General features: G+C 68.7%; 18 protein-coding genes and 2 pseudogenes. 6 read left to right on the top strand and 14 right to left on the bottom strand.

Annotated features, from left to right (window positions below; translation table 11 throughout):
• The 9 genes and pseudogenes from D7V93_RS02780 to D7V93_RS02745 all read right to left on the bottom strand — a co-directional run.
• Positions 1 to 1,437, bottom strand: a 1,437-nt coding sequence (locus tag D7V93_RS02780; protein WP_147451015.1) for a serine/threonine protein kinase, incomplete at its 3' end; no start/stop codon positions are given.
• 946 nt (positions 1,438 to 2,383) lie between these two features.
• Positions 2,384 to 3,676, bottom strand: coding sequence for a hypothetical protein (locus tag D7V93_RS46400; protein WP_244237072.1), 1,293 nt, complete (start codon positions 3,674 to 3,676; stop codon positions 2,384 to 2,386).
• A complete protein-coding gene (locus D7V93_RS46395; RefSeq protein ID WP_244237071.1) occupies positions 3,676 to 5,871 on the bottom strand; it encodes a type VI secretion system Vgr family protein in 2,196 nt (731 codons plus the stop codon). The genes D7V93_RS46400 and D7V93_RS46395 overlap by 1 nt, the downstream gene beginning before the upstream one ends.
• A gap of 340 nt (positions 5,872 to 6,211) precedes the next feature.
• Positions 6,212 to 7,360, bottom strand: a complete 1,149-nt coding sequence (locus D7V93_RS02765) for a S1 family peptidase (RefSeq protein WP_244237070.1) — start codon at positions 7,358 to 7,360, stop codon at positions 6,212 to 6,214.
• Positions 7,361 to 7,396: 36 nt separating this feature from the next.
• Entirely contained in the window at positions 7,397 to 7,747 is a 351-nt protein-coding gene (locus D7V93_RS46390; RefSeq protein ID WP_244237073.1) for a toxin-antitoxin system YwqK family antitoxin, read from the bottom strand.
• 27 nt (positions 7,748 to 7,774) lie between these two features.
• Positions 7,775 to 7,864: pseudogene (locus D7V93_RS46385) on the bottom strand (toxin-antitoxin system YwqK family antitoxin); the annotation flags it as partial.
• 125 nt (positions 7,865 to 7,989) lie between these two features.
• Positions 7,990 to 8,733: a hypothetical protein gene (locus tag D7V93_RS02755; protein ID WP_120641861.1), complete on the bottom strand. Its 744-nt coding sequence runs from the start codon at positions 8,731 to 8,733 to the stop codon at positions 7,990 to 7,992.
• A gap of 149 nt (positions 8,734 to 8,882) precedes the next feature.
• Complete coding sequence (locus tag D7V93_RS02750) at positions 8,883 to 9,269, bottom strand: VOC family protein (protein WP_120641860.1); 387 nt, start codon at positions 9,267 to 9,269, stop codon at positions 8,883 to 8,885.
• Between the two features lie 108 nt (positions 9,270 to 9,377).
• Complete coding sequence (locus D7V93_RS02745) at positions 9,378 to 9,953, bottom strand: CGNR zinc finger domain-containing protein (protein ID WP_208722895.1); 576 nt, start codon at positions 9,951 to 9,953, stop codon at positions 9,378 to 9,380.
• A 146-nt stretch (positions 9,954 to 10,099) separates the two neighbouring features.
• Between D7V93_RS02745 and D7V93_RS02740 the strand changes: the two genes are divergently transcribed.
• Both D7V93_RS02740 and D7V93_RS02735 read left to right on the top strand, forming a co-directional pair.
• A complete protein-coding gene (locus tag D7V93_RS02740; RefSeq protein WP_208722894.1) occupies positions 10,100 to 10,249 on the top strand; it encodes a hypothetical protein in 150 nt (49 codons plus the stop codon).
• An 8-nt stretch (positions 10,250 to 10,257) separates the two neighbouring features.
• Complete coding sequence (locus D7V93_RS02735; RefSeq protein ID WP_120641859.1) at positions 10,258 to 10,788, top strand: lipocalin-like domain-containing protein; 531 nt, start codon at positions 10,258 to 10,260, stop codon at positions 10,786 to 10,788.
• A gap of 34 nt (positions 10,789 to 10,822) precedes the next feature.
• On the opposite strand, the gene D7V93_RS02730 is transcribed toward D7V93_RS02735, so the two are convergent.
• A complete protein-coding gene (locus tag D7V93_RS02730; RefSeq protein WP_158623633.1) occupies positions 10,823 to 12,202 on the bottom strand; it encodes a DUF3943 domain-containing protein in 1,380 nt (459 codons plus the stop codon).
• A gap of 481 nt (positions 12,203 to 12,683) precedes the next feature.
• Here D7V93_RS02730 and D7V93_RS02725 point away from each other — a divergent pair, with 481 nt between their 5' ends.
• From D7V93_RS02725 to D7V93_RS02710, 4 genes are all read left to right on the top strand, one after another.
• A complete protein-coding gene (locus D7V93_RS02725) occupies positions 12,684 to 13,355 on the top strand; it encodes an endonuclease/exonuclease/phosphatase family protein (protein WP_244237069.1) in 672 nt (223 codons plus the stop codon).
• A complete protein-coding gene (locus tag D7V93_RS02720; RefSeq protein WP_244237068.1) occupies positions 13,343 to 14,026 on the top strand; it encodes a hypothetical protein in 684 nt (227 codons plus the stop codon). The genes D7V93_RS02725 and D7V93_RS02720 overlap by 13 nt, the downstream gene beginning before the upstream one ends.
• 84 nt (positions 14,027 to 14,110) lie before the next feature.
• A complete protein-coding gene (locus D7V93_RS02715) occupies positions 14,111 to 15,556 on the top strand; it encodes a lipase/acyltransferase domain-containing protein (RefSeq protein ID WP_120641856.1) in 1,446 nt (481 codons plus the stop codon).
• A 140-nt stretch (positions 15,557 to 15,696) separates the two neighbouring features.
• The gene (locus D7V93_RS02710) at positions 15,697 to 17,301 is read left to right on the top strand and encodes a PKD domain-containing protein (protein ID WP_120641855.1); all 1,605 of its coding nucleotides are present in this window, start codon (positions 15,697 to 15,699) and stop codon (positions 17,299 to 17,301) included.
• Positions 17,302 to 17,360: 59 nt separating this feature from the next.
• Here the strand turns inward: D7V93_RS02710 and D7V93_RS02705 are convergent, their stop codons facing one another.
• The 4 genes and pseudogenes from D7V93_RS02705 to D7V93_RS02690 form a co-directional block, all read right to left on the bottom strand.
• Positions 17,361 to 18,392: a hypothetical protein gene (locus tag D7V93_RS02705; RefSeq protein ID WP_120641854.1), complete on the bottom strand. Its 1,032-nt coding sequence runs from the start codon at positions 18,390 to 18,392 to the stop codon at positions 17,361 to 17,363.
• A gap of 73 nt (positions 18,393 to 18,465) precedes the next feature.
• Positions 18,466 to 20,649: a methyl-accepting chemotaxis protein gene (locus D7V93_RS02700; protein ID WP_120641853.1), complete on the bottom strand. Its 2,184-nt coding sequence runs from the start codon at positions 20,647 to 20,649 to the stop codon at positions 18,466 to 18,468.
• A gap of 200 nt (positions 20,650 to 20,849) precedes the next feature.
• Positions 20,850 to 22,172 (bottom strand): annotated as a pseudogene (locus D7V93_RS02695) (RCC1 domain-containing protein); the annotation flags it as partial.
• Between the two features lie 9 nt (positions 22,173 to 22,181).
• Positions 22,182 to 23,027, bottom strand: a complete 846-nt coding sequence (locus D7V93_RS02690) for a helix-turn-helix domain-containing protein (RefSeq protein WP_158623632.1) — start codon at positions 23,025 to 23,027, stop codon at positions 22,182 to 22,184.
• Positions 23,028 to 23,103: the final 76 nt, after the last annotated feature.

Raw genomic sequence — 23,103 nt, 5'->3', positions numbered from 1 at the left:
GTGGGACACCAGATGCTGGAGCAGCCGCAAGCTGGCCTCGTCGGCCCACTGCAGATCGTCGAGGAAGAGCGTCACCGGGTGCTCCTCGGTGAGTGCTTCCAGGAGCTGTCGAAACACCTGGAGGAAGCGGCTCTGGGCCTCGACGGGAGGCAGCGGCGCGACCTCCGGCAGCCGCCCGGTCACCAGGAGCAGCTCGGGGATGAGGTCGGCGATCAGCTGCCCGCTCGTGCCGAGCGCCGCATCCAGCCGCTCTCGCCAGCGAGCCCTCGGGGATGCGTCCTCTGCGGCAAGCTGCCGGAAGAGGGGTTGGAACGCGTGGGCAAACGCAGCGTAGGGAGCCTCCTGCTGCTGGTCGAACTTGCCCGTCAGGAAGAGGCCGCCCTTGTCGAGGACCGTGGCCCGGAGCTGGGTCACCAGGGACGATTTGCCAACGCCAGCCTCCCCCAGGACCACGAACAGCTCCGGGAGCTTCGCGGCCACCACCCGCTCGAAGGCGGAGCGCAGCTGCTCGAGTTCGGCCTCTCGCAGCGGGATCAGCTGAGGTGTTCGCAGCTGTCCGAGCCCGTCGCTGGTGCCGAGGGCGAACGGCTCGATTCGCTGGTTCGAGGTCCATTGCTGGCGGCAGTTCAGGAGGTCGATGAGCAGCCCTTGCGCTGTCGGGTAGCGGTCCTCGGGCGCCTTCGCCAGCAGGCGCATCACCAGGTCCGACACCACGGCCGGCAGGTGGGGCTGAAGCTCCACGAGCGGCCGGGGCGTGCGGGCAAGGTGGCTGTGGATCCACCCCAGCGGATCCTCGGCCTGGAAGGGCAACTGCCCAGTGAGCACCCGATACAGCACGACGCCCGCCGAGTAGAGGTCCGTGCGCGCGTCGAGGGGACGGTCCACGCGACCTGTCTGCTCGGGCGAGAGGTAGGGGAGGCTCCCCACGACCTGCCTGGGCATGGGGAGGAGAGACGGGCGCGCGCTCCCACCGCGAGAAGCGAGGGCGAAGTCCGTCAGCTGGACGTGGCCCAGCTCAGGATCGACGACCAGGTTCTCCGGGCAGACGTCCTTGTGGATCACGCCGTGGCCGTGGAGGTCAGCGAGCGCTTCGGCGATGCCGACGGCCAGGTTGAGCGCACGGCCGACCTCCATGGGAGCGTCGAGCAGCTCGTCGAGGAACCGTCCTCCACGATCCTCGAACACCAGGGCGAGGCGATCGCCGGACGCTTCCAGGGACAGCGTGCGCACCACGGCCGGAGAGTCGAGCTCACGCCCGAGCTCGAACGCGTGGCGGAGCTCCGCGAGTTCTCTGGCGGAGGGCTGCTGGGAGCGCAGCATCTTGACGATCACCCGGCGGCCGTCGGCGGATGCTCCCCGGTAGACAACAGCGCTCTCGCCCTGCCGCACGATCGCGTCCAGGGTGTACCCGGGAAGCACGTCCATCTTCTCGTCCATCCTCACCTTCGTATTATCGGGGTGTTGGATGAGGGCTGCAGTTCATAAAGCTCAGGCACCCCAGGTGCGCGACACTTGAGCCAGCGTGTCCCGTCCGCCCTCCGAGCAGGCGTGAATCATGGGCAGCCTGCGCTTGGGCTCCACGTCGCTCCATCCACCTCGTAGAAATCGACGGTCCTGCCCGCCGCCTTAGCGAGGACAGGCAGTTGTCCACGTCTTCATGCTGCGGTCCTGGAGGACTGCCTTGAGCTTCTGTACGTCCTCGTCCGAGTCGCGGCGCCCACACCTTGCGTGAAGGGGTGCTGAGAGCTGCCAACCCAGGCGACACACCTTCCCGTCAGTTGCACGTCCGAGAAGAGATTTGGCAGTGCACGACCTGGGGGGATGCTCCGCCAGACGATGGCTCCAGTTCAACGCGCAAGGTGTCTCCCACCTGCTGGACGTCCTGGATGCGGGAGGGAGTCGTTAGCAGGCGGCGCATGACCGGAAGCCATCCTTGCCGGACCATGAGGGCGGAGCCCTCGAATCCGTCAGGCACCCCCGAGTATTCGTATGTATAGAGTTCGCCTGCGGACGCTCCGAGCATGGTCGTTCGGACGAGTTCTCGGCCCCCGACGGCGAAGCCTTCCGCCGTAAGCGCGGAGAAGGTGGAGAACCACCCCCCTGCCAACAAGAGCGCCGCGAGCATGAGGCGCAGGAGCACCTTGCTCCACGTTTGTCTCGCCCAAGGGACCCGGACGGCCAGCGCCAGGACCCATGAGAGGACGACCAGCCCGAGCACCAGCCCCACACGGGTGGATTGCCACGAGGGGACCACATCCAATGCGGACAACCCCGCCGCTAGAACCTGGCAGAGGAGCACCCCGAAGAGCGCCAGGACCGCTGATCTCCCTGCCATGCGTGACCACTCCTGGCATCGCTGCATCGCGACGCCATGGCTCGTGTCCTACTTCTTGGTTCCGCTCTCCATGGTGACCTTGCCCGCCAGCCACGTCCAGAAGGCAGCGACCGCATTGTCCGAGTCCTTCTCGTCCGCGTCACTGCTCATGCCCGCCCACTTGCCCTGGGTCGCGTACGCATAGTTGGTGGCGAACCGCTTCGTCTGGTCCAGCAGCTCCGCGCGGCTGTACTTCGAGAAACGCAGGTAGCGATCCGCAGCCGTATTGGGGTGAGCTCCGCCGCGCTCAAAGACACAGTAGAAGTCGTGCAGGATCCCGCTGAGCGTGGCCCCGCTCGTGCCGGCCTGGTTCAACGACCTGCCCTTCGCGTAGTAGCGGAGCCTGTCACCGAGCAGGAAGCCGTCGATGTCCCCGGTCAGCTCGGCGTCCGTGGCATCCGTCCCGAAGCCAATGTAGGCCGCCGCGCCCTCGTGGTGCACGATGACCGCCATCTGGCCCAGATCGCCCGCGATGGTGACGGCGTAGAGGTTGTCCATCAGCTCGCCGCCGCCGAATGAGAGACTGGGCGTCAGGTCGATGTTCTTGTTGCGGTGTTGCCCGCCGGAGATTCCCGTCAGGACGTGCCCCAACGCGACGGACTCGCCCAGGGCATCGGTGGCGATTCCGAACTCCACGCAACCGTCGACTCTGTGGCGCGTCATCAGCTGCATGGAATCGATGTCGGCCTTTGTCAACATACCGCTGGGCGTCAGCTCCAACGCCCGGGGCAGTCCCCCATACATGCTCCTGAAATTGTTGGCGTCATAGCCGGCCACCCGCCGCAGGCTGTTGACGAGCTGCTCGCCCGACCAGGACGGATAGGCCAACTCGGCCATCCTTACCCGCTCGATGAACTGGCCCACCTGCCCACTCGTTCGCACGGTCAGAGAGGCCTTGACGTCGTCCTTGGGGCTCTGGAGATAGGCATGCACGTCGAGCGTCTTGCCTTCCCAGTTATCGGGGATGCGTTCGATCCGGAGCCGGGCGCCCTCGGCCTTGCTGCAGCTCGGCAGCGGCAGCGTGGCCTTGGTCTTCGCGTCGCGGATGAGCCACTTCGTCTTCTTCTTGCCCTCCTCGCTGAGCGGGGCGCTGTACTCCGCCACAGAGAACTCGGCCCACCCGCAGCAGGCGATGGGCTTCGAGGAGGACTTCTGGGGAGGACCGACGACCTGGACTCTCTTGACGACGGGCGGTTCGTCTTGGACCGTCTCGTTCTGGAGGGCCCTCAGCGCGAGCGTTTGCTGGGCCCCGGGGCCGCTGGCCAGCTTCTGGAGCTTTGCTGCCTTGAGCTGGATGGGCATCAGTCTCCCTCCAGGGTGAGGGTCTTGCCGAAGAACTGGACCCTGCCAGATTTTTCGATGCGGATGGCCACCTGCCCGTTCACGATGACCTGGAACAGCTCCGCCTTCAGTTCGAACTGCCGGGCCAGCCAGGAGGAGTTCTCCTTGACCTCGATCTGGGTCTCCCGGCCAATATCCTCTCCCCAGTCCTTCCCGGTGGTCCGCGTCACGTTCCCCGCGACCGCGGTCCGGTCATCGCTGGCCACTCGGCTCTGTTTGTCCTGGGCGACAACTTCCTGACGGCTGCCCGCGACGGCCTCGGCGAGCAACCCCGCTATCTCCACGGACTTCATGCCGCCGACGGCCTCGTTCAGGGCCAGCCCCACGTTGACGGAATAGCCCGCGCCTATCGTCAGGGCCCTGGCGGCGCCCACCGACTCCATCACCGCCTGCTGGATGGTGGACTGGTGGTTCTTCGCCACGGAGCCAGACTGGTTGCCCTCCACCTCCTCGTCGTGGTTGCTGGAGACCTCCGTGGTGCGGTGTCCTTGTACGCGCAGGGTCTGGTGGCCCCTGACCTGGCTGAAGTCATCGAACGTGACGTCAAGGATCTGATGACCTTCGACGGTGCGCGTCCGGTCCTTGCGCACGAGCAACGCCTCGAAACCATCCACCTCCTGGGTCTTGTCATTCTCGGAGGTGAGCGTCTCGTCCTTCTGGGCGTGGACGAACACCTCTTCGGCCTGGGCCGAGTCCTCCAGGCGCAGCTCGTTGAAGCCATCGCCGCCGGGGCTGGAGGCGCTGCGCAGCGTGGACTTCGTCTTCTCGTCCGGCAGCCCGTACGGTGTGGAGTTGGCGCCGTTGTAGACGACACCGGTGATAAGCGGTCGGTCCGGGTCGCCCTCCAGGAAGCGCACCAGCACCTCCTGGCCCATGCGCGGCAGCCGCACATGCCCCCAGCCCACGCCGCCCCACGGCTGGCCCACGCGCACCCAGTACGAGGACTTCTCGTCCTTCTTCCCCTCGGGGTCCCAGTGGAACTGCACCTTCACCCGTCCGTGCCCGTCCGTGTGGATCTCCTCCCCTGCGGGCCCCACCACCGTGGCCGTCTGCAGACCGGGGATGATGGGCAGCGGCGTGGTGCGCCGGGGACGGAAGGGTGTGTTCTTCGGCAGCAACTGGAAGTGGTTGCGGTAGAGCCCCTGGAGCGACTCTTCCCCGGCGGAGACATCCGGGTGGCTGCCGACATGCACCACCTCGGTGACGAGGTACTCGCCAGCGAACGTGCCGTCCCCGGGAGTATCCACCTCCAGCATGAAGCCAGGGGTGAGGCGCGGAAAAATCCCCTCGCCCCCCAGCGTGAGGCCGCCCACCTTGGCGGCTTCCAGACGGGCCTGGGCGACGGCCTTGCCCACACCGGGCGCTACGAAGCCGGCCGGGTACTCATACAGCTCCAACCCGGCCACGCCCTCGGGCGCCTTGGCCTTCCCGGAGACGTCCAGCGCGGGCTTCTCGAAGTCATAGTCCTTCAGGTGCACCGCACCCGGGCGCAATCGGTGCACCACCTCCAGGTGGGAGAAAAACTCGCCTTCATACGCGCGCCCGTCGTCCTCATGAACCGGCAACAAGCTCCCCCCCGGCAGCGAGGCGTGGGTGGCGGACTTGTCCACCACCACGAGCGTGTGCGCCTCTTCCGAATGCTCGAAGAAATAGTAGAGGCCCTCCCACTCCATGAGGCGGCTGACGAAGGCGAAGTCGGACTCGCGGTACTGCACGCAGTACTCGCGCTCGGCGTAGCTGCCGTGCAGCGCCAGACGGAAGTCGATGCCTGCATCTTTCAAGACGGCCTTGAGGATGTCCGGCACCGCCTTCCCCTGGAAGATGCGGCTGCGCAGCGTCTGCGTCAGCCGCCACAGCTTGGGCACCACGTGCACCCGATAGCGCCGCCGACCGCCCACCACTCCGAGTGACTCCAGGCCCCGCACCCAGCCATGGAGGTAGCGGGGCGCGCCGTCGCGCACGGACACGGAGAGCAGCGCGTCCTTGCCCATCGCATCCTCGGGGGCCAGAGGCTCGCCGTCCTTGGGGAAGAACTCCACCCGGAAGTCGAAGAGGCGCCCGAGTCCCTCACTCCCCGACAAGGTGCTGACGGCCAGCGCCTCGGCACTGTACGCACCCACCTTCAGGCTGAACGCGGATGGAGTCTGTCGCGCCATGTCGTCCCCCGTCCCCGTCGAATTTCAGGGGCTTTATGTCTATCACCCTACCACAAACGGCCTGAGCTGCCCGGCAACAGAAGCCTTACCGCTGCAGCAATTCATTGCCGATGGTCTGCTGGATCGCGAACGTCTGGGAAATCGCGGCGGGGTTGTCCATGCTCCACATGCCGAGCCGGGGTCCGGAACACTGGCATCACAACCGCACAGCAGGAGCGCCCGCCAGCGAAGTCCAGACAAGTGCATCGGCTACTTCCGAAGTGGGCAGCCTTCATGACTGCCAGCCCCGGAGACTGACTGAATCGCGGCGCCCCCAACATGAACTCCCGGGTCATCAAGGTCAGCGGAGGGGAGAACCGAACCGTGTGCCCGCGAGCATGCCCCGGCCGGACAGGAACACCGCCAACGCGAGCAGCGCGGCGAACGTCCCCGCTCCGCTCCTGCCCGCCGCGCCACCGCGGCCCCTCGCGACCGCGCAGCCACCTCCGCTGGCCTCCTCGGTACAGGGCAGCCACAACCGGCATGCGTCGCCCGCCTTCACGCACAGCCGCTCTGCGTCGGGCCCGGTGCAGACCGCGCCGAAGCGGCCGGCCTCGAGGCCCGCCACCGCGCAGCTCTTCCCTCCTCCGGTCCCGGTGACACAGGCCATTCCCATCGGGCAGTCCGCATGGCTCCGGCACGGCGCGGCGCACGCGTCCACCCCCGGGTCGAGCGAAGGCCGCGTGGGCGGCGCCACTGCGACCTCGTCGAGGATCGCCTGAACGAAGGCCGCATGCGCGTCGACGCGCATGTTGGTGCCCGTCGTGCAGGCAAGATCGCCATACGAGGTGACGCCGACGAGGCGCTCAATGCCGTCGAGTTCGAGGAACGATGGACCGCCGCTGTCTCCGCCGCACGACATCCCGGGCGCGGCCGAGATGGAGAAGGTCTCCGCCTGGACCGCCGTCACCCGGGCCGTGCCACTGCGCCGGCCGCCCACCCGGCCCTCGTCGTCGACACCGAATCCCACCACCCTCGTGGTCCGCCCCACCACGTCCGCCGGCAGCGCCGACAGGCCCAGCGGCACCGGCGCGACAGGCGCATCCTCGGCGAGGATCAGCACCCCGACGTCATGCGCCCCCGCGCGCCAGTCAGGGTGCAGCCGGCCCTCGACGGCGCGCACGCGCTCGGCGGTGAGCGCCCGCGCCGGCTCGGGCGCGAACACCACCGAGAGCAGCTGCGGAGCGTCCACGTTCTCCACGCAATGCGCCGCGGTCAGGACGACCCGGGGCGCGATCAACGTCCCCGTGCAGAGGACTGGCGAGGCCTCGGCCGGCTCGCCGCAGGTCGGCGCGACCGGGAGGATGGCCCCCACGGCCGGGGAGCCTGGCTCGAACACTCCGCCCACCACGGCCTGCCGCTGCACCGCGGGCGCGGGCGGTCCACCGCACGCGCCCGCCGCCGCGAGGAGCAGCGCGACGGCGGGCCCGAGCTTGCGATGGAGCCTCACGCGTTCTCGCCAGTGAACGAGGAGCGGCTCAAGACTTCAGTCCCTCGCGAAGTCGCCCTGCGGCGCGGCCGAGGCCTTGCCGTCGACGCTCCAGTACTTCCACTCACCGGTCTTCCCGCCATCCTCGTAGTGGCCCTGCACGGCCAGCGTCCCGTTCGGGTGCCACTCCGAGTAGAGGCCCTGCGCACGATGCCCGAGCAGGGTCCCTTCGGCCCACTTCGTCCCGTCCGAGCGCCACGCGCTCCACTTCACCTCGCGCGATCCGGCGGAGTGGAGCTCCTCGCGGTTCTTCTGCCCCTCTTCGTAATAGAGGGTCCAGAGGCCCTGCTTGAGGCCGCCGCGGTACTCGCCCTCGGACTGCTTCACGCCCGTCTCGAAGGAGCTCACCCAGCGGCCTTCCATCTTGCCGTCGACGTAGCTGCCTTCGGTCTTGAGCTTGCCGTTGGGGTGCCACTCCGCCCAGCGGCCATGCTTCGTGCCGTCGGGCCTGGCGCACCATTGCAGGGTCCCCTCCGGCGGCGCGTGGCCATGCAGCCGCGCGCCATCGGGACAGGGGCCGGAGGCGCGACTGCATCCGAGGACCGCGCCCGCGACGACGGCCCACGCGACGAGCAGCCTGGGGAAGGAGGCTAGTAGCAGGTGCCGACCCCGCTGCAGCTGCAGTTGTTGGACGCGAACGAATAGTCGTCCGAGGCCGCCGAGAAGCTGCCGAGGCCGTAGTCGTGCTTGGCGCAGTCCTGCGTGTACGCCGTCGTGCCCACGCACCGGGGGGTGCTGGTGACGCCGCAGCCCTGACCACAGCGGCCCTTGCAGCCATTGTCGCCGCCGTTGCAGCCGCAGCCCATGCCGGCCTGACGGTAGTAGCCGGACCCGATGTACTGGTTGCCGCAGGAGCAGGAGATGTGGGTCCAGCCGCGCTCGGAGACGAACTGGTACGCCGTGAGGAGCTCGCCCACCGGCACGATCTGCATGAAGCTCGTCTGGCGCATCGCCGCGTTCTCGACGCGCGTGCGCTGCCCTTCCTCCTCCGGTACGGCCTTGGAGAGCCCCTCGAGCAGCGGGGTGAGCAGCTGCGCCTGCGCCGCATCGAGCGGGTTTCCGCTCGGCGAGAAGTTCCCGACGCCCTGGTTGTAGTCGATGTGGAAGCCGATGACCGTCTCACCGAAGTCGTACGTCACCTCGACGACGTCCTGGGAGGTCTCGACCACCAGCGCGCGAACGGACGCGCCACCCGCACGGTAGGTCGCCTCGAGCGTGGTCGCGTCGCGCTGGAGCAGCGCGAAGCCCTCCGCCTCGTCCACCTGCGGCGCCGGTCCATCGGAACAGCCCAGGGCCAGCACCATCGTGAGTCCACACAACAAGAGCGTTCTCATCTTCCGTCTCGATTCCGCGCGTCGGGTTGGGCGCAACAGGGCGAGACGGTAGGAATCCCGTCCAGCGTCGGTCAAATCGAATTATGAGAATTCAGGGCGGAACCGGTGTCACTTCCGCCCCCTCGGCATGAGGCCTGTGCGACCCGTCTTCAGTGTTCCGGCTTCGGGACGTGCTGATCCAGCAGGATGGGATTGCCGTCGGGGTCGATGAGCATGAGGCTCGCGGGGCCGGTGGAGGACTCGTCGGCGACGGAGGTCAGGGTGAGACCGCGGGCCTGGAGCGTCCGCTGGAGCTCGCGGATGTCGTCGAAGTCGGCGAGTTGTTGGGCGTTGCGATCCCAGCCCGGGTTGAACGTCAGGAGGTTCTTGTCGAACAGGCCCTGGAAGAGGCCGATGGTGCTGGTCTCGTTCTGCAGGATGAGCCAGTTCTGGGCCGGATCACCGCCGATGGCCTGGAAGCCGAGCTTCTCGTAGAACGCGCGCGATACGGCGAGGTCCTTGACGGTGAGGCTGACGGAAAAGTTGCCGAGGCGCACGGGTGCATCTCCTTTGGGCGGGGCGGCTGCGCAGCCGCTCAGGGTGAGGACCAGCAGCGCGCCGCTGAGGATTCGAGGCATGGAGCGCAGTGTAGTCGAGCGCTCCTCCTACCCGCCCTCTCCCCGCTGGCGTCGGCGGAACTCCTCCACCTTCGCCTTGTTGCCGCAGCCGGACATGGAGCACCAGCGTCGCTCGCCGGAGCGCGAGGTGTCCACGAAGAGCAGCGCGCAGCCCTCGCCCTCGCAGTTGTGGATGCGCTCCGCCAGCGGGCCCCCCAGCAGCTCCACACCGTCCCTCGCCACCGCCGCCAGGAGCGAGGGCACGCCACCGCTCGTCCACGTCAGCCCCTGGGGCCCGAGCTGCGGCGCCGGAGGGGGCTCCGCCGCCCACCGGTTCACCAGCGCCCTGTCCCTGGTGTCCAGGTCCTCATTCCGCAAGCGGGCCACCGCCAACCGGTAGAGGGCCTCGCGAAGCTCGCGTGCCTGCCGCAGCTCCTCGTCGGTGGGCTTCGGATCCTTCGCCGCCAGCCCCGCGGCCACGAGCCAGCGGCCCAGGTCGTGCGGCGTCTCCAGCAGGTCCTTCGGCTCGGCCTTCAACCGCGCGACCAGCGACGCCGGCAGGTCCAGGCAAAGCCGGCCGGAGCGGAACTTGAACCCGTCGCGCAGCTCGCCTGTCGGCGCCACGTGCGTTTCCGGAGTGGAACGTTTCGAGCGTGCCATGTGCGTCACCAACAAAGCATGAAACCGTATTGACAGGTTACGAACTTCAGCCCATATCCGCATTCGTAACCTCTTGGTGGGGTTACAACATTCCATCCGGAGGTGGACGCATGCAGCTCGAAGGCAAGAGGGTGGTGGTCATCGGCGCGGGCTCTGGCATTGGCCGGTCCGTGGCCGTCGCCGCCACCCTCTTCGCGATGACCAACCCCTTCCTCACCGGCACCGTCCTCTGCGTGGACGGTGGCGGCCTGCTCATGTGAGGCGCGCCATGCACCTGTCCCGAAGCCTCACCCTCGCCGCCGTGTCGCTGCTGCTCCTCGCCGCCGCGCCTCGGGAGCAGGGGTCCTCGAAGCAGCTCGCGGGGACGTGGACGCTCGTGCTCTGCGACAACGTGTACCCCGATGGCCGCCGCGTGCAGCTCTACGGGCCCGAGCCCCAGGGCCTGCTCATGTTCGACGCGCAGGGCCGCTACTCCCTCCACATCCTCCGCGCGGGCCGCGCCCGGTTCGCCTCCAACGACAAGAGTCAGGGCACGCCCGAGGAGTACAAGGCCACGGTGCAGGGGAGCAATTCGCACTTCGGCCGCTACACGGTGGATGGCGCAACGGGCACCCTCACCTTCCACATCGACCACGCCTCGTTTCCGAACTGGGAGGGCACCGGACAGCAGCGCGCCTTCACCCTCACCGGCGACGAGCTGGCGTACACCGTCCCCGTCCCCACGAGCGGCGGCGCGACGGCAGTGGGCGAGGTGAAGTGGCGGCGCGTGCGCCAGGCGCCCTCACCAGCGCCGCGGTAAGCGCACCCACGGGAAGGCAGGAAGGCCGCGGACCTCAGTGCCACGACACGAACACCTGGAACCGGGGGTTCTTCTGGGTGTCGGCCTGCTCGTGGGGAATGAGGCTGTCACGCCGGAAGAGCTGGACGCTGCCGCCCAACCCCAGTCCATGGAACACCGGGATGTCCGCATGGAGGCGCCCCTCCTGAATCAGGTGGTCGTTCGACGTCCCGTCCAGGGTGCGGATCCACGACGCCTCCAACTCCAGGCCTGCGTACTCCCACGGCCAGGAGCCCAACGCGGCCCGCAGCGTGACTCCCAGCCCCGGCCCGTAGTCGTAGCCCCGCCCATCTGTCTCGGAGGGGTCGGTGGAGATGGCCGCGAGCGCCACGCCCCGCAGGTCCAGGGTCGCCCGCACATCCAGCGCTCCCTTCAGCTCGTGGCGGTAGAGCAGGCTCCCGCTGAAGGACTGAGCGCCCACCTGGTAGTTGCCAATGTCCACGTAGTCGTAGAACTGGTACGCGCCCAGCAGGACCTGCCACCGGGGTCGCCGCACCAGCGGGGTGAGCGCGAGCAGCCCCTGCACCTCGGCCTGGCTGAGGAAGTGGTCCTGGCGGGTGATGAAGCTGGCGTCCACCGAGAAGCTGTCGAACGGCTTGTGGAAGTCGTCGAGGAACGGGTCGCCGGAGCGCAGGCCCAACCCGAGGAAGAACTGGCCCTCGCCCACTTGCCCCTTCGTGGCATCTCCCTCCTGGAGGAACCCCGCCCGCGCGAAGCCGGCGAAGTGGAGCGGCGTCGACTCGCGCGGCGTGGGCCCGACCCGCCACGCCTCGCCCCGGACGACCCGGCTGAGGCCGCGCCCGGGGTTGAGCAGGCCCGCCGCCACCTCGAGGCCCCCCCGCTCCCAGCCCGTGGCGCTGTTGTCCAGGATCATCGAGGACAGCCGGTACAGCACCTCGCCGACGGCGAGACCTCCGAGGCTGGTGTTGATGATGTCGTTGGTGGACGGGGGGTTGTTCTCACCGAACACCTCCCACTGGAGGCTGCCGAGGAAGGTGAGGAGGCCGGACTCCCAGTAGCTGAAGCCATTGTCGCGCCCGATGTTGTAGTAGATGCCACCGTGGTACGGATGGTCGAGCTGGTTGGCGGTGAACTTGTCCGCGTCCCACTCGAAGCGGCCCGTCAGGTTGCGCCCCCACACCTCCGGGCTCACCTCGGACCAGTCGGTCTTCCGGATGAACCGGTTCACCGACCATATCGCCGCGTTCGCCGCCGTCACCTCGCCCAGCGCCAGCCAGACATTCCGGCTCGGAGGCGCCGCGGCGAGTGGCGCATCCGCGGGGACTTCGTGCGCGTGGGCCGGGAAGGCAGCGGCCAGCAGCAGCACCATCGCGAGGTGCACGAGGGCTGCGGAGCTGGTCCCCCCGGACCTCACGGCCATTGTCCCCACCGCACGGCCCCACCTCTCGTGGATCGGAATGAGCGGCTTCGTCCCTCCACGCCGGGAAGCATGTCGGGATTGAGGGTGGGACTGGCTTGCCCCGCCGGCCATCGACCCTGGAGCCGGAGGGTGCGTCGGATGGGGAACGACCACACCGGGAAGCGCATGGGGCATCCCTCAAGGCCGCGGCGAACGGAATCTTTGGTCCCCCGCACCGTTCATGTACGCAATGAGTCAGTCATTGCCGCCCGACGAAGCACGCCGAGTCGCGCAGAGGAGGGTCGCGTCCCCGCGACAGACCTTCCCGCGAAGCAAGGGCCCGCTCGTCGCGCCGGCGTGGGCGCTCCTCCTGCTCGCGCTCCTGACCGCGTGCCCGCTCGCGGAGAACTACCCCGACGAGACCGGACCGAGATACAGCGGAGACCATCGGACTCCTGGCGCCGTCGCCGCGGAGGAGCCCTCTCCGGTCACCGTCGTGACGTTCAACCTCGCCTTCGCCGAGAACGTCTCCGAGGCGATCACGGCCCTCACGAGACCTCCGCTCGCGGAGGCGGACGTCATCGCGATGCAGGAGATGGACGCCACCTCCGTGGACAGGATCGCAAGGGAGCTCGGGCTGGCCTACGTCTACTACCCCGCCTCCGTCCAGGTGGATGGCGATGACTTCGGAAACGCGCTGTTGAGCCGGTGGCCCATCACCGCGGATCGGAAGATCAACCTTCCCCATGACGACCCGTATCACCAGCAGCATCGCATCGCCGTCGTCGCGACGCTGGACATCCGAGGGACCCCCGTCCAGGTGGTCTCCGTGCACAACGCGACCCCCATCGTCGGGCTCAGCGGACGGCTCGATCAGGCGGAGACGATCATCGACGCGGTCGACGGAACGGAACCGTTGCAAGTCATTGCTGGCGACTTCAACACCTCCGACCCGGGAAGCCTCAAGCAGACCGTGAAGCTGTTCTCGGAGCGGGGATACCAATGGGCCTCGGAAGGCGTGGGTGACACCGTGGACTCCGTGATCGGCGGCTTGCCGCTCGACTCCGTCTTCGTCCGGGGTCTCTCTGCGGTGGATCGCGGCGTGGACAGGCGTCCTGCTGGGAGCGATCACCATCCGGTCTGGGTGCGCTTCGCATGGCCGCCATGACGCCGCGGCACGCCGCGCGGGCCCTGCTGGGGTTGGGTGGGATGCTCCTCTTCGCCCCCGGCTGTCTGAGCGGAGCGCGGAACCTCGGCGCGGCGACGACCCCCGAGGGGACGACCGAGGTCGGCGTTTCACTGAACGCGCTCGCCTTCGAGCGCGGCCGGGAGCGGGCGTATCTGCCCAATCCCGAGCTCACCTTCCGCAAGGGGGCCGGCGAGAACTGGGATTGGGGCGGTCGCCTCACCTTGCTGGGCCTCGAGCTCGGGACCCGGCACCGGCTCGTCGAGCGCTCCCCCTGGACGTTGTCGGTCGCCCCCAGCGCGGGTGCCTGGTACGTGCCCGTCACCAACAACTCCACGGAGCCCGTCAACTTTCGCCTCGGGGCGCAGACGCTGCTCGACTACCGGATCAATCGAACGTGGACCATCACCGGGGGCGCCTCGCTGATGGGGGCCTTCGCGGGACCGCTCACCGTCTTTCAAGGCAGGTTCAATGGCACACACCTGCTTGCCTCACCGGGCGGTTCGCTCGGCGTTGCGTTCCGTCTGAATCCGTCCCTCGAGCTGCGAGCAGAGGGCGGCCTCGAGCTTCCGCTCGACCTGCGGGACGGCCGCCAGCCGCTGACGGGCCATGTCGGGCTGACGCTCCGCTGGGGACGCACTGCCGCTCGATGACGGCGCCTTCGCGCGCCAGCCCGTCCCTCAGGGTGATTGTGCCCGGCCGCGGGGGCTCCCAGGTTTCGGCCTCCCGGGGGGGCCATGCTGCTCAAGCACGACTATTACGCCAACGAGGTCTGGCCGGGATGGCTCAATGACATCCGCAACTCGCCCCGGCGCGCCATCTTCCTGCACGGGGTGATGGGCAGTGAGCTGTACGACCGGCAACGCCGTGACACCCTCTGGCTGGACACGGGCATCTGGCACGAGGTGGACAACCTCGCCTTCTTGAATGTCACGCCCCAGGGCGGAGTCGACAGCCCCGGGCAGTTCATCTACGCACGCTCCACGATCACCCTGCCCGTCATCGGCGATCACTACGCCGACTATCTCGCGGGCATCGGGTGGGGCCGCTTCAACTTCGACTGGCGCGACGGCATCGGCATCGAGGCACAGCGGCTGGCGCTCTTCCTGCGAAGCCTGCGCACGGACGGGCAGCCGCTGCGCTTCGTCACCCACAGCATGGGCGGTTGCGTGCTGCTGCGGATGCTGGCCTCCACGCGCGAGTTCGATGACGCCATCGAGCGCATCGTGTTCTGCGCGCCGCCCTTCTGGGGCGCCCTCAAGCCCATCCGGGTCATCGAGGATGGCACCGGCACGCCCGCGGACTGGCTGATGAGCAATGCCACCCTGCGCCAGTCCGCGGCGAGCATGCCGGGTCTCTTCAACCTCCTCGTGGCCCCCCGCGAGTATTGGCCCACGCGCGTGCCCGGGCTGGACGCGGTGCTGAAGTACCCCGTGCGCACCGGACAGGACCTCTACCGCGCCGATTCCTGGACCAACTCCTACCACCGCGAGCTGCGCGACCCGCTGCTGCGCTTCTCCTACAGCGGTTACCAGTTCACCCGCCTGCAGGCGCAGGACGTGGCCCAGCGCTTCGCGTCGCGCACCGTGGTCATCGTCGGCCTGAACGGGAAGACGGACTACGCGGCGCGCATGGGGCCGGGAGGCTGGACGCTCCACTCGCAGCCGCCGCCCGCGCCAGGCAAGCTCTCCAACGGGGATGGCACCGTGCTCTTCCAGTCCTCGTTCCTGCCTGGGCTGCCCACCCACTGCTACCGCGCCTACGTGCCCCCGGTGCGCGAGGACTCCCACAGCGACCTGGTCAACCTGCCGGAGGTCATCAACGCGATCCTCACGGCGCTCGCGGGAGACTCCCTGGCCTCCAGCGGGCTGATGCCCTACGCGGAGTTCCTCCCCGCCATCGACTGGAGCAACGAGGTGGAACAGTCCCCCGAGCCCGGCCCGACGGAGCACCTGGACTACCTGGAGCGCGAGCGGCTGCGGGCGCGGTTTCCCCTGGCCGAGTGGGGCCCCTCGCTGAACCCGGGAGGGAACGACGACCGGCTCTTCCATGCCACGCGGCAGTCCGCGTTCAAGGTGCTCCAGGGCGCGGACCTGCGCACGGAGGCCGGCCGCCTCGGGGTGAGCTACCGCTTCCTCGCCGACCACCTCCGGGTCCTGCTCCTGCCCGTGCTCTCCGGGTGACTTCCGGCGCCGCCCCCCAGACCTGGCAGGGATTAATGGAATTTCAAGACTATTCAAGTATACCTGAATAGAATTGACATTCCGATTTCGGCACTCGCAATGTCTGCCTGTCGCCAAGGCCCGCGACAGGAGATCGAACCATGCCGAAGTCGAAGCAGCTCTCGTCCTGCCTCCTCCCCGCCCGCCGAGCCTGGCCGGCGCTCGCCGCCCTTGCCCTGGCCGCATTCGCGCCGGTGGCCGATGCCGATTCGGCGATCTACGGCGGTGGCCCGTTCTATTCCGGCGGCACCGCGGTGATGGACGACCTGCGCAACTCGGGCTTCACCACCGTGATCCTCTGGAGCTTCCACATCGAGGACAACGGCGACCTGGTCTACAACGACATCCCGGTGGTCAAGAATGGCGCCTACATCGGCGACCCGGCCTGGCCGACGCGGCTGGCCACGCTCAAGACCGCGCCGACCTCGGTCAATCGCATCGAAGTGTCGATTGGCGCCTGGAGCGTTCCTGACTTCGAGCGCATGGCCCGGCTGGTCAACGGCACCGCCACGGGCTGCGGCAGCACCCTCGTCTGCGGCACCGGCAGCAACAGCATCCTGTACCGCAACTTCCAGGCGCTGAAGACCGCCACCGGCGCCGCCGCGGTCAACTTCGACGACGAGAGCGCCTACGACCTCGCCCCGACCACCCAGTTCGGGCAGATGCTGGTGGGCCTGGGCTTCAAGATCACCTTCGCGCCCTACACCCAGCAGACCTTCTGGAGGAGCCTCAAGGACAACCTCGGCAGCGCGGTCGACGGCATCTACCTCCAGGTGTACGACGGCGGCGCCGGCAACAACCCGGCGAGCTGGAACACCGCGATGGGCATGACCGTCGACCCGGGCCTGTGGTCGCGCCACGGCACCGGCTGCACCAGCGGCGACAGTCCGGCCACGGTGCAGAGCAAGATGAGCAACTGGAAGAGCACCGCCGGCATCAACGGCGGCTTCATGTGGCTCTACGACGACATCCAGAAGTGCTCGGCGCAGGGCACGAGCGCGCAGTACGCGGCGGCGATCAACACCGCGGTCAGCGGCAACACCCCGCCGGTGGCCAACTTCGGCGTCACCGTGAGCGGACTGACCGCGATCTTCAGCGACGCCTCCACCGACAGCGACGGCAGCATCGCCTCGCGCAGCTGGAACTTTGGCGACAGCAGCGGCTCTACCGCCACCAACCCCAGCCATGTCTATGCCAGCACCGGCAACTACAACGTCAGCCTGACCGTGACCGACAACGGCGGCGCCAGCCACACCAAGACCCAGACCGTCTCGGTCGGCGCCGGCAACGTCAACCTGGCGCTCAACAAACCGGCCACCGGCTCCAGCGCCTGCAACAGCAGCGAAACGCCGGGCAAGGCGGTCAACGGGAGCGTTTCGGGCGGCACCACCGACAAGTTCTGCTCGTTGGCCTCTCCTGCCTGGCTGCAGGTGGATCTCGGCTCGGCGCAGACGGTCAGCAGCTTCGTCGTCAAGCATGCCGGCGCGGGCGGTGAATCAAGCACCTGGAACACCCGGGCCTTCACCGTCCAGACCTCCAGCAACGGCACGACGTGGAGCACCCCGGTGACGGTGACCACCAACACCGCCAACAGCTCGACCCACGCCATCAGCGCCACCTCGGCGCGCTACATCAAGCTCAACGTGACCACGCCCTCCCAGAACGGCGACCCGGCGACGCGCATCTACGACTTCGAGGTGCGCTGACCCGTCTCGAGGAGCGGCATCGCGCGTCGCAGGCACCGACGCGCGACGCCGCATGGCGACTACGGCTGCGGCACGCCCAGCTCGTAGGCCTTGAGGATGGCCTGGGCACAGACGCGTGACTTCTCGCCCTCCTCCTCGCCGAGCTGGCGACTGCGGGCCAGGAGCATGTACCGGGTCCTGGCGGCGTTCACCCAGGGATAGAAGCCGAACGCTCCCGGCGAGGAGTGGCCCGTCACGGTCCACGCGCCATTGACGGTCTCTCCCTCGATCCAGTGCCCGAGCCCGTAATACGCCTGGCCCCCCGTCCACGGCGTGAAGGACACGTTGGGCCCACCCTGCCAGGCCGGAACGGAGTCCACGGTCAGCTTCGAGGACAGCTCATACTGGTTGGTGAGCAGCTTCGTCAGGAAGACGCGGTAGTGCGCCGCGCTGCCCGAGAAGCCCCCGGCCGGAGCGACGTCGCTGTCGGACTCCGGCAGGGTCGTGCCCAGCCGGGCGTTGATCCAGTCCATGACGCTCGCCAGCCCCGTGCCCTTTCTCGCGCCGATATCGTCCAGGGCCAGCTTCTGCATGTGGCCTCCGTTGTAGAAATACCGGCCGTTCTGGAGCGAGCGGAAGGAGACGTTCTTGTAGGCGGGTCCGTAGCAATCCGAGACGGTCGTCCCCGCGTCCCCACACAGGGTGGTGTTCTCGTCGATGTAGCCGCTCGTGAAGTTGAGCCGCTTCTTCTCGTCCAGGGTGAGGTTCGCGTACCCCCTGGACTGCACGTAGGCCCCCGCGTACAGCCACTTGCTCGCGGACGCGATGGGCATCACCGTCGTGGCCGACACGCCGCTGCCTCGCGGGATTCCGTAGAGCGGCCCCGCTCCAGTGCCAAGCTCCCAGTAGAAGTTCCCCAGCGGCGTGCAGCTCGCCGAGGTCTGGGCCGTGTCCAGCGCGGCTTGTTCGTACACCGTGAGGGCCGCATGGGACGTGCCCAGGGGCGCCTCCGCGGTGGGTTCGAGGGCGTCCTCGGCGGTTCCACAGCCGATGAGACCCAGGGCCAACAGCCCGCGCGCCAGGATGAACGTCGTCCTTCCGTGTTGCTTCATGCGGTGATTCCTCCGGGAAATGGCCTGTGAACCCGGGAGGAGTCCGGAAGTTGCGCGAAATCTCCGGTCGCGGCTACGGGGCCGGCACGGCCTGGTCGTCCAGCGAACCGGAGCGCAGGGCATGGTCGGCGACGCCCGACAGGCGCTGGGCCAGCGACTGCACGGAGTGGGTGACGTTCTGCGTCTCGTCCACCACCTTCAGCGTGCGCTGCATCTGGGCGGACAGCTCCTGGATGGCCTGGGCAATCTGGTGCGTGCCCGTGTCCTGCTGGGCCACGGCGGCGGTGATCTGGCGCACGCTCGAGCTGGTGTCGCTGATGATGGAGGCCAGCTTCTGCAGCTGCACGCCGGAGGAGCGCACCGCGTCGAGGCTGCCCTTCACCCGCAGCTCGCCCTGCTCGCTCACCTTCGCGGCCTCGCGCATGCTCGCGCTCACCCCGTCGAGCACGTCGCGGATGCGCTGGGTGGCCTGGATGGACTGGTCCGCCAGGCTGCGCATCTCCCGCGCCACCACACCGAAGCCCTTGCCGCTGTCGCCGCTGCGCACCGCCTCGATGGCCGCGTTGATGGCCAGCATGTTCGACTGGTCCGCCAGCGTCTTCACCGCGTCCACGATGCCGGCGATCTCGCGCGTGCGCGCATCGAGCGCGAGGATGTGGCGGGCCATCTCCGACACCTCGGTGCGGATGGCGGAGAGGTCCGTCAGCGTGCGCTCCAGCGCCGCGCCGCCGTCCCGCCCCACCTGCTCGGCCGTCTCGGCGGAGGCGGCCATCATGCGGGCCTTGTCGGCCGTCACGTGCGAGCTCTGGCGGATCTCCTCCACCGTGTGCTCCAGCTGCTGGAGCGCCGTCGCCTGGCGGCTGATGCCGGTGGTCTGCTCCTCGCTCGTGGCGCGCAGCTGCTGCACCACCGCGGCCAGCTCTCCGGCGCCGCTGCCCATGCTGTCGGCGAGCTGGCGCACCTCCTTGCGCCGCTCCTCCAGCCTGCGCGTGTGCTGCGCGAGCGAGTGCATCACCCGCGACGAGCGGTGTCCCACGATGCCCACGAGCGACAGCGTGAGCGCGAAGAAGCCCCAGTGCAGCTGGCTGTCAGCCGCCTCCGCCAGACCGTACATGGGGAGCGTGCTGAGGACGCAGAAGAAGAAGAGGATGCCCAGGCCGATGACGAAGATGCGGGCGTCGGAGTTACCGCGCCAGGACTCGACGGACGCGACGCCGACGCAGACCATGATCCCGGGGAGCGAATAGAGGATCATGAGCGGCAGGAGCCCCTGGGCCAGGCTCATGTCCACGAGGACGAGGACGCCCTGGATCGCGGCCGGCACGCAGACCACCGCCGCGCCGATGCGGAACCAGCGCATCCGCCCCTCGCCAATCGTGTCCGACATGAACCACGCGAGGCCCGGAAGGATGCAGTAGGCACCCAGCAGCGTGAGCTGATTGCTGACGCCGCGCAGGTCCCAGAGCGCGGTGAACAGGCTGCTCATGCCGAGCAGCAGCATGCCCGAGCCACCGGCGAAGACGGTCAGTGCCACCAGCATTCGCGACTGGCGGCGCAGCACGGCGGCGCCCGTGGTCACCCCGGCGATGGCAAGCAGCAGCATTCCGATGACGAACGGCGCCAGCCCCATGCGCGTCACCTCGGCGAGCAGTTCGTGGCGCGAGCCCACCCGCGCGCCCTGCGTCACGCCGATGGCGGGCCCGTTCCCCTGGATGCGCAGCAGGATGCGCTGCCCCTTCACCTCGGGCGACAGTGACACCAGGTGCCAGGCCATGCTGTCCATGCTTTCGCGGCCGGAGGGGTTCACCTTCCCGCTCGCGTAGATGCGCTGGCCGCCGGCGTACACCTCGAAGGCGTTGGCGACGCTTCCAAGGTAGAGCGCCGGCTCCAGCCACGTCCCCTCGGGGATGGGGATGCTCAACCAGAGCAGCGTGTTCGCGCCACGGCCCGGCGGCTCCTTCAGCGCGTCCACCGGCTGCCAGCCCTCTTCCGTGCCCGTCGCCTTCGCCCAGGTGGGGACGCCCTCGGGCCCGAGCGGCGAGTCACCCCAGCGAAAGCGCCACCCGTCCACCGCGGGCACGGTGGCCGGCGCCAGCGCCGCATGCGCCATGGGGGCCGACATCAAGACGAGGAGCAGCGCGGTGCCCAGGACCGCGAGGCGCGAGCTCCTGCCTGGCCCCGGACGCGCCCTCGCGGAGGACCTGGAGGGAACGACGGACACCGTGGGCACGAAGGGGAGGACGCGGGAGAGACCCATGTAGAAGGGATGCTCCGGCGTCCGAGACACAAATGTAAACAGGGTCTGATACACCCCCTGGACGCCTGCCGGTTGATAAGCGCGGTATCCGTCTCTTCCCGTGTTTCACGTATGGATTTGCGCCGCCCGGCCGCCTGTACACCGTGCGCGCGTACCGTCGCGTGGGCGCTTCGCAGCCGGGGGACGCGTTCAGGCGTGCCTCAGTTGCTGGAGACCCTCACCTGCCGGGGCTTCGGAGGTTCGCTGGATCCGGCTCCGGTCTGCATGCCGTACGTGGCCCAGCCCCAGACGGTGCCGTTCTCCAGCAGCACCACGGAGCCGAAGAAGCCCGCGGCCACGGCCGTCACGCCACGGAACCCCTGCATCTGCACGGGCGTCAGCCGATCCGTGCGCGTGCCGTCCCCGAGCTGACCGCGGGAGTTGGTACCCCAGGCCCAGACGGTGCCGTCCCGCCGCAACGCAAGGGTGTGCAAGCTGCCAGCGTCCACGGCCACCACGTCCGTGAGTCCCTGCACCTGCTGGGGGAACAGTCGATCGTCGAGCGTTCCATCCCCGAGCTGACCGCTGGAGTTGGAGCCCCAGGTCCAGACGGTGCCGTCCTCATGCAACGCCACGGTGTGAAAACTCCCCGCGGCGATGGCCTTCACGTGCGCCACGTCCCGCAGGGGCACGGGCGACCGCCGCTCGATGTTCGTGCGATCCCCGAGCCCACCGGAGTAGTTGAAGCCCCAGGCCCAGACGCTGCCGTCCTTTTGAAGCGCCACGGTGTGAAAGTCCCCTGCGGCGATGGCCGTCACGTTCGTGAGCTCTGGCACCTGCCCGGGCACACTGGTCCGATACGAGGTCCCGTTCCCAAGCATGCCGTAGGTGTTGCTTCCCCAGGTCCAGACAGTGCCATCCTTCCGCAGCGCCACGGTGTGCTGCTCGCCAGCGGCGACGAGCGACACCTCCGTGAGCCCCGGCACCCGCGCGGGCACCGAGCTCGGGCGGAAGGTTCCATTCCCCAGCTGGCCCCAACGATTGGAGCCCCAGGTCCACACGGTTCCGTCGTCTTGCACGGCCACGGAGTGGTCCTCCCCCGCCGCCACGGCAACCACTCCGCTCAGGTCCGGCGCCTGCACCGGCGCGGCATCGGTGGATGCGTCCGAGCCATCTCCGAGCACCCCGTTCTCACCGGAGCCCCAGGTCCGGACGGAGCCGTCCTGCCGCACCATCAACGTGGACTCGTAGCCCGCGGCCAGGGCCTTTGCGTCCGTGAAGTCCGCCACCCGCACGGGCGTCGGGCGATCCGTCTGCGTGCCGTCCCCGAGCTGGCCGGCGCTGTTCCGGCCCCAGGCCCAGACGGAGCCATCCCCCCGCAGCGCCAGGGTGAAGTCCCATCCGGTGGCCACGGCCCTCACACCCGTGAGCCCCTGGACCTGCACGGGCTTTTCTTCCGACAGAGCTCCGTCATTCCCGAGCTGGCCAGAGCGGTTGTCTCCCCAGCCCCAGACGGTGCCGTCCTTGCGCAGCGCCACGGTGTGGTCGTCGCGTTACCGCGCACCCCGAGGCCGGCGAATCGCGGCGGCCCAGGCTTCGGGCGTCGTCTTGCGGAAGTCCCGCGGGGAGCAGCCCACCTCCCGGCGGAAGGCGTGGATGAAGTTCGACAAGTCCCCGAAGCCCACGTCGAGAGCGATCTCCGTCACCGGCCGCCGCGTGTCGCGCAGCAGGGCCAGGGCGTGGAACACCCGCGTCCGCAGCAGGAGGCGGTGCGGCGTGAGCCCCGTCTCACGCTTGAACACCCGGAGGAAGTGATACGGGCTCATGCCGGCCACCCGCGCCAGGTCACCCAACGTCAGCTCCTCCGTCGAGCCCTGCTCGATGGCGGCCAGCGCCGCGTGCACGCCGTCCCGGGCGAGACGGCCGGGGGCGCGTGAGGACTCGAGCTGGGGCGCACGGCCCAGCTGCGCGCCCACCTCCGCCGCGAGCGCGAGCCCCAGCGCCTCCAGCTCCAGCACCGGCCCCCGGGATGCAAGGCATTGCTCCGCGAGCTTTCGCAGCGCTTCAATGCGCGACGTGGGGGGCAACACAGGCCGTGCGAAGTACTGTCGGGGAGCCCCGCGCGGCGGAGGCCCCACCAGGCTTTCGAGCGTGCCTTCGTCCATGCGGAAGATGACGCAGCGGTCACCCCCGGCATGCTCGTGGGAAATCTCATACTGCTGTCCCGGATTGGCGAGCATCGTGCTTCCTGCCGTGAGCAACTGGGCTCCAGGGTCGCTCCGGAAGCCGAAGACCCCCGAGCGCACCACGGTGATGGAGGCGTCGGTGAACTGCTCTGGCTCCACCTTCGCCCCCTTCGACGCGGGGCACTGGTATTCGAAGACGCGCACCAGGCTCATGCCTCCAAGCCTAGCAGCCCGGGCCGCGCAATTTTCACCAAGTGCGTGCCCGGAATGGCTCGGTACAAGTACCGCC

Origin of the sequence: Corallococcus llansteffanensis, assembly GCF_003612055.1 — a bacterium.
GTDB classification, from domain to species: Bacteria; Myxococcota; Myxococcia; order Myxococcales; family Myxococcaceae; genus Corallococcus; species Corallococcus llansteffanensis.
Note: the sequence above shows the minus strand (reverse complement) of the source record. Positions and strands in the feature narration are given on the sequence as shown.